The organism is Burkholderia sp. Se-20373 (assembly GCF_017104705.1).
In the GTDB taxonomy this organism is placed as follows: domain Bacteria; phylum Pseudomonadota; class Gammaproteobacteria; order Burkholderiales; family Burkholderiaceae; genus Burkholderia.
This window is the reverse complement of the sequence record NZ_JAAGPH010000111.1, coordinates 21,024-27,633: the sequence shown is the minus strand read 5'-3', so window position 1 is coordinate 27,633 and position 6,610 is coordinate 21,024. Positions and strand designations below refer to the sequence as shown.

The window sequence follows — 6,610 nt, the reverse complement described above, 5'->3', positions numbered from 1 at the left end:
GATGAACGCGCTGGCGACGCTGTTCATCACGGCGGTGACGATCGGCGTGATCGTCGTGAACCGGATGATGATCGCGCGCGAGCGGCGCCGCATCGCCGACATGAAGGCGGCGTTCGCGGTGGCGTGATACGCCGCGTCCTGCTGCAAAGATAACAAGCACTGCAGACAAGCAACACGCGCCGCCCCAGGGGGGGCGCGCGATTCGATTCCGATTTGACAGGCGCACGACAAGGAGAATCCGCAATGAAGAAGAAACTGATCTGCCTGCTGGTGGCCGGCGCGTTACCGGGCATCGCGCTGGCCGACTCGACATCCGCCGAGATCAAGGCGCTGCAGGCGCAGGTCGCGGCGCTGCAGAAGCAGATGAAGGCGATGCAGGCGCAACTGTCCGCAAAGGGCGGCACCGCGACCGCTCAGGCCGGCACGAAGGCAGGGGCCGGCGCCGCGCCGGCCGCGGTGGCCGTCGACCCGGGCTCGCCGGACTACGGCCGTGCGCAGGCCACGCTGACCAACGACGAGGTCGGCGAAATGAAGCAGCAGATCGCGAACCAGCAGCTGAAGGTCGACTCGCTGACGGACGCGGCCAACACGGGCCCGCTCGCCGGCCTGTCGGTCACCGGCTACATCGATCCGACCTACATCTACAACCGCGCGGCCGGCACGTCGTCGTTCCTGTTCGCGAACCACGAGAACGCGTACAACTACTTCAACAGCACGTTCGGCGATCTCTACCTCGACATCAAGAAGACGTTCGGCGTCGGCCCGATGGCGCCGTCGGCGGAAATCACGCTGATGCCGAACCGCGGCAACGGCATCACGCTGCTGCAGAACTCGCGCGGCTCGATCACCGACAACCTGCTGAACACCGCGGTCATCAACGTGCCGATCACCGCCGAAACGACGCTGGTCGCCGGCCTGATCCCGAGCTTCGGCGGCTACGAGGTGCAGCAGTCGAACCAGATGCTCACGCTCACGCACAACCTGCTGTACGATTTCTCGGATCCGGGCAGCTACGTCGGGATCGGCGCGAACTACACGAAGGGCAACTGGGCGTGGAAGTTCTTCCTCGGCAACGAGCAGTACCGCACGTATGGCTCGGTCACGACGACGGGCACCAACGCGCTCGGCGATCCGATCACCACCAGCAACAAGGTGCCGACCTTCACCGCACGCGCGGACTACACGTGGTCCAGTGCGCTCGATCTCGGCGGTTCGTTCAACATCGGCCGTCAGACGCTCGCGAGCGCGATCGATGCGAATGGCGTCGTCAGCTACGGCCCGGGCGGAGCGGCACCGAGCGGCTACGGTTCGTTCTTCTTCGGTGAACTCGACGCGACCTACACGCTCGCCGACATCCAGTACAACGCGGAAGTCGACTACGGCCGTCAGCAGCATGCGGCGTTCAACGGCGGTCTCGCGCAGTGGTACGGGCTGTCGCTGCTCGCGCACCGCAAGTTCAACGCACCGGTGGTCGGCCGCATGGGCGTGACGCTGCGCTACGACCTGCTCGCCAACTCGAAGAACGGCGGCGGTGGCGGCGGTATCGCGCTGAACGGCAACGGGATGGACCCGAGCAACGGCTTCGGCGTCGACGCGGACTGCCTCGCGCAGTCGAAGGCCGGCGGCGGGCTGGGCTTCGAGTGCAAGGGGGCCGTGCGCCAGGATGTCGCGCTCGACCTGCTGTTCTATCCGACCCAGCAGATCACCGTGAAGGTCGAATACCGCCACGACTGGGCGAACAACAAGGTGTTCCTGCGCAACGACGGGTCGTATGGCAAGTCCAACGACCTGCTCGCGACGCAGTTCATCTATTCGTTCTGACGCAGCTCGCGCGGGACGCCGTGCCGCACGCACGGCGTCCCGCGCCGTTTTTACCGACCGGATGACGGTGCGCGATGCACCGCCGCCAGCTGCAACGAAGGAGCCGGATTCATGACGCAGTCTTTCACCCGCCGCGCCGATGCGCTCGCGCGCGACTCGTACTACGAAGCGACGGCCGTGCGCCCCGCCGTGGACGATCCCGTGCTCGACGGGACGATCGACGTCGACGTCTGCGTGATCGGCGCCGGCTTCGCGGGCCTGTCGACGGCGCTCGACTGCCGCGCGCGCGGGCTGTCCGTCGCGGTGATCGACGCGCACCGGCCCGGCTGGGGTGCGTCGGGCCGCAACGGCGGCCAGGCGATCACCGGCTTCGCGAAGGACGAGGAGATCGAGCGGCAGCTCGGCGCCGACGGCGCGCGCGCCGCGTGGTCGCTGTCGCTCGACGGCGTCGCGCTGATCGCCGAGCGGATCGCGCGCTACGGGATCGACTGCGACTTCACGCGCGGCTACCTGACGGTCGCGACGAAACCGCGCCGCATCAACGACCTGCACGGGTGGATGGACGCCGCAACGCAGCGCTGGGGCCACCCGTCGCTGTCGTGGCTCGACACCGGCGAGATCCGCGCGCGCATCGCATCGACGCGCTATCTCGCGGGCGTCTACGATCCGCTGTCGGGCCACCTGCATCCGCTCAAGTACTGCCTCGGCCTGGCCGATGCCGCGCGCCGCGAAGGCGTCGCGCTGTACGCGCATACGCCCGCGCTCGACGTCGTGCGCGGCGAGCGGCCCGTCGTGCGCACGCCGTCGGGCGACGTGCGCTGCCGCTTCGTCGTGTCGTGCTGCAACGCGGGCCCCGGCGGCGTGCTGCCGGCCGCGACGGCCGCCCGCATCGCACCGATCGCGTCGTATATCATCGCGACCGAGCCGCTCGGCCAGGCGCGCGCCGACGCGCTGATCGCGCAGCGCGAAGCCGTGTGCGACAACAACTTCTTCCTCGACTATTTCCGGCTGTCGGCCGACCACCGGATGCTGTTCGGCGGCCGCGCGAATTCGGCCGGCGCGTCGCCCGCCACGCTCGCCGAAACGATCCGGCAGCGCATGGCCGGCGTGTTTCCGCAGCTCGGCGACGTGCGCGTCGACCATGCGTGGGGCGGCTTCGTCGACGTCACACGCAACCGCGCGCCGGATTTTGGCGCACTCGATCCGAACTTCTTCTACGTCCAGGGCTTCAGTGGCCACGGCGTCGCGCTCACCGGCATCGCCGGACGCGCGGTCGCCGGCGCGATCGCGGGCGACACGCGTGCGTTCGACCTGTTCGCGCGCATGCGTCACCGGCGCTTCCCCGGCGGCGACGCGTGGCGGCAACCCGCGCTCGAACTCGGGATGCTGTACCACCGCGTGCGCGAGCTATTCTGAGCCAAACTCCTCCGTCATCCTGACCATGCAGACATTCGCCAACCAGCCGCACGTCGCGTCCTACTACGCGGCGACCGCCAACGATACGACCCGCCACGCGCCGCTCGCCGGCACGATCGATGCCGACGTGTGCGTGATCGGCGCGGGCCTCACGGGCCTGTCCGCCGCGCTCAATCTCGCCGAACGCGGCCATTCGGTGACCGTGCTCGAGGCGTCGCGGGTCGGATGGGCGGCGAGCGGCCGCAACGGCGGCCAGCTGATCGGCGGGTTCGCGTGCGACATCGACACGTTCGGGCAGTTCATGCCGGAAGGCGACGTGAAGCGCATCTGGGACATGGGGCTCGAAACGCTGTCGCTCGTGAAGTCGCGCATCGCGCAGCACGACATCGACTGCGCGCTGGTGCCCGGCTACCTGACCGCCGCGAACACCGAGCGCGACGCCGACGGCCTGAAGCGCTGGCGCGACGAAGCCGCGAAGCGCTTCGGCTACGACCGCTTCCATTTCGTCGAAGCCGACGAACTCGGCGACTATGTGCAGTCCGAGCGCTATTGCGGCGGCCTGTACGACCCGGACAGCGGCCACCTGCATCCGCTGAACTACACGCTCGGCCTCGCCCGCGCGGCGACCGACGCGGGCGTGCGCATCCACGAGGACAGCTGCGTGACGCGCGTGCGCGACGTCGCGGGCGGCCATGTCGTCGAGACGAGCGGCGGCAACGTGCGCGCGCGCTTCGTCGTGCTCGCATGCAACACCTTCGTCGGCACGCTCGCGCCCGCGCTGTCGAAGAAGATCATGCCGGTCGGCACCTACGTGATCGCGACCGAGCCGCTCGGCGACACGCGCGCCGCCGCGCTGATGCCCGCGCGCGCGGCGATCTGCGACAGCCGCTTCGTGCTCGACTATTTCCGGCCGGCACCCGACACGCGGCTCGTGTGGGGCGGCAAGGTCAGCTATTCGACGCGGGAGCCGCGCGATCTCGCGGCGGCGATGCGCGCGGACATGCTGAAGACGTTCCCGCAGTTGGCGGACGTGAAGGTCGATTACGCGTGGGGCGGCTTCGTCGACATCACGATGAACCGCGCGCCGCACTTCGGCCGCATCGCGCCGACGATGTATTTCGCGCAGGGGTTCTCGGGGCACGGCGTGAACACGACCGCGCTCGCGGGCAAGCTGATCGCCGAGGCGATCAACGGACAGGCGAGCCGCTTCGACCTGTTCGACAAGATCCGCCACCGCGACTTCCCGGGCGGCGAGGCATTGCGCACGCCGGCGCTGGTGCTCGCGATGAGCTGGTACCGGCTGCTCGACGCGTTCGGCGTGCATTGAGCCGTCACGCGGGCGCCGGCTTCCCGGCGCCACGACCATGCAAAACGGCTGCGCATCGGCGCAGCCGTTTTGCCTTGATGACGCGCGCGATGCGTGTCAGTCGGTGCCGTACTTCGGCGAGTGCGGACCATACAGCAAACCGGTCGGCGGCCCCGCCGTCAGCAGCCGCCCGCTCGTAAACGCGGCGACGTCGTGGCTCTGGTCCATCAGCGTGTTCGCGATCTGCTTGACCGCCGCCACCACGAGCATGCCGATCAGGCCACCGCCGCCGCTGTTGCCGCCTTCGTCGCTGGCCGCGCTGGCCTGGCCCTGCCACAGCACGTCGCCGGTGCGCAGGTCGACGAGCTTGGTCGACGCGGACACGACCGTCGCGCTCGTGATGATCCGGTACACGGTGCCGTACTGCGACACCTTCGTGTACAGCGCGGCGTCCGCGCCGAAGATTTCGCGCAGCTTCGCGGGCGGCGTCTCCTGGATCTCGGCCGCGTTGGTCAGGCCGTTCTGCTTGAAGGTCTCGTCCATCACCGCGACCGGCACGACGTAATAGCCGGACTCGGCAAGCGGCAGCGTCATCTGCGACAGCATCCCGTAGGTCGCGCCGACCTCGGAGGTTTCATTGACCGGCGGCAGCACGAGGATCGAGCGCGGCTGGCTCTTCTTGAACGCCGTGTAGTCGGGGCGTTTCACCGGCTGCGCGCACGCGCTCAGCAGCGCGACGAGCGACAGCACGGACATCAGCTTGAATGAGAGAGACTTGAACATGGCGGGCGCGTCACTGTTTGGCGGTAGTCGGATCGGCATGCTTCTGGCCGGCGATCGTCTGGTCCGCACCCTTCCGGGCGGCGGCCTTCGGATCCGTGGCCTTCGTCGGCGCACCGGTTTTCTTCTTCAGCAGGAAGTCCATGTAGGTCGAGGATTCCGGGAACAGCTGTTTCTCGGCCTGCAGTTCCTGTTCGGCCTGCTGCTCGTTGCCGACGCTCGCGTACAGCATCCCGAGATGCGCATGGAAACCCGGTGGCGGCGTATGGCCCTTCCCGCGGATCTCCTGCAGCGCCTTTTCGAGCGCGTCGATCTGCTCCTGCGGCGACTTCTGCCCCTTGAAGTACTCGTACACCTGCGGCTGATAGCCCGTCCACTGATAGAGCGGCGGCGTGGAGCTCGCGCAGCCGGCGAGCAGCAATGCGGCGGCCGTCGCCGGCAGCCAGTTACCCCGTTTCATGGTCTTTTCTCTTTTGATGTCGTGGTGATTCGATCGCCTGCGGCGCCGGCCCCGGCGCGCGCGGCGCTTACGGCGCGTTCTTCAGCGCACCGGCGTCGACCTGGTCGGCGAGATGATTCACGGCCTCCTGGATTGCGAGGTCCAGCACCTTGCCGTTCAGCGTCGAGTCGTAGCCGGCCGTGCCGCCGAAACCGATCACCTCTCGGTTCGACAGGCTGAACTCGCCCGCGCCCTGGCTCGATGCGACGACTTCCGACGTCGTCGTGTCGACGATGTTCAGGTTGACCTTCGCGTACGCGACCTGCGTCTTGCCGCGGCCGAGAATGCCGAACAGCTGGTGATCGCCGACGTCCTTGCGGCCGAACTCGGTCACGTCGCCCGTCACCACGTAGTTCGCGCCCTTCACGGCCTGCGCCTTCTTCATGAAGCCGGCTTCCTGCTTGATCTCGTCGAGGTTCTCGCGATCGAGCACGTTGAAGCGCCGGCTCTGCTGCAGGCGTGTGACGAGGATCGTCTTCGCCTGTCCGCCCAGGCGGTCGATGCCATCCGAGAAGATGCCGCGCATGTAGCTCGAACGGTTGTCGAACTTGCCGACCGCGATCGCGACGGGCTTGCCCGCATACGGCTTCTGCGCGCTGCTGACGGCCGGCACGTCGAGCGTGCGCGACGATTCGGTCGCGCAGCCGGACAGCGCCGCGACGACGGCTGCCGCCACGAGAACGGTACGTCGTGTGTAGTTGTTCACTGCTGGGTCTCCTTGCGTGGAAAGAATGCCCGGAACGGGCGCGCCGGCTCGCGAACGATACGGCGCTCGGAACAGGTGCGGC

At 68.1% G+C, this 6,610-nt stretch carries 6 protein-coding genes and 1 pseudogene; 4 read left to right on the top strand and 3 right to left on the bottom strand.

Annotation, left to right across the window (positions count from 1 at the left end; all coding sequences use genetic code 11):
• The 4 genes and pseudogenes from G3N96_RS28220 to G3N96_RS28205 all read left to right on the top strand — a co-directional run.
• A pseudogene (locus G3N96_RS28220) lies at positions 1–127 on the top strand (putrescine ABC transporter permease PotI); the annotation flags it as partial.
• Positions 128–243: 116 nt separating this feature from the next.
• Complete coding sequence (locus G3N96_RS28215; protein WP_206139219.1) at positions 244–1,821, top strand: DUF3138 family protein; 1,578 nt, start codon at positions 244–246, stop codon at positions 1,819–1,821.
• Positions 1,822–1,932: 111 nt separating this feature from the next.
• Positions 1,933–3,237, top strand: coding sequence for an FAD-binding oxidoreductase (locus G3N96_RS28210; RefSeq protein ID WP_206139218.1), 1,305 nt, complete (start codon positions 1,933–1,935; stop codon positions 3,235–3,237).
• Between the two features lie 25 nt (positions 3,238–3,262).
• Positions 3,263–4,564, top strand: coding sequence for an FAD-binding oxidoreductase (locus tag G3N96_RS28205; protein WP_124585884.1), 1,302 nt, complete (start codon positions 3,263–3,265; stop codon positions 4,562–4,564).
• 96 nt (positions 4,565–4,660) lie between these two features.
• Here the strand turns inward: G3N96_RS28205 and G3N96_RS28200 are convergent, their stop codons facing one another.
• From G3N96_RS28200 to G3N96_RS28190, 3 genes are all read right to left on the bottom strand, one after another.
• Entirely contained in the window at positions 4,661–5,326 is a 666-nt protein-coding gene (locus tag G3N96_RS28200; protein WP_124585882.1) for a DUF799 domain-containing protein, read from the bottom strand.
• A 10-nt stretch (positions 5,327–5,336) separates the two neighbouring features.
• Entirely contained in the window at positions 5,337–5,783 is a 447-nt protein-coding gene (locus tag G3N96_RS28195; protein ID WP_206139217.1) for a DUF4810 domain-containing protein, read from the bottom strand.
• Positions 5,784–5,850: 67 nt separating this feature from the next.
• A complete protein-coding gene (locus G3N96_RS28190; RefSeq protein WP_206139216.1) occupies positions 5,851–6,528 on the bottom strand; it encodes a CsgG/HfaB family protein in 678 nt (225 codons plus the stop codon).
• Positions 6,529–6,610 lie beyond the last annotated feature (82 nt).

Bases quoted from the DNA above. Each gene is read 5' to 3' on its own strand.
- G3N96_RS28215 (WP_206139219.1), top strand. From the start codon at position 244: ATGAAGAAGAAACTGATCTGCCTGCTGGTGGCCGGCGCGTTACCGGGC.
- G3N96_RS28210 (WP_206139218.1), top strand. From the start codon at position 1,933: ATGACGCAGTCTTTCACCCGCCGCGCCGATGCGCTCGCGCGCGACTCG.
- G3N96_RS28205 (WP_124585884.1), top strand. From the start codon at position 3,263: ATGCAGACATTCGCCAACCAGCCGCACGTCGCGTCCTACTACGCGGCG.
- G3N96_RS28200 (WP_124585882.1), bottom strand. From the start codon at position 5,326: ATGTTCAAGTCTCTCTCATTCAAGCTGATGTCCGTGCTGTCGCTCGTC.
- G3N96_RS28195 (WP_206139217.1), bottom strand. From the start codon at position 5,783: ATGAAACGGGGTAACTGGCTGCCGGCGACGGCCGCCGCATTGCTGCTC.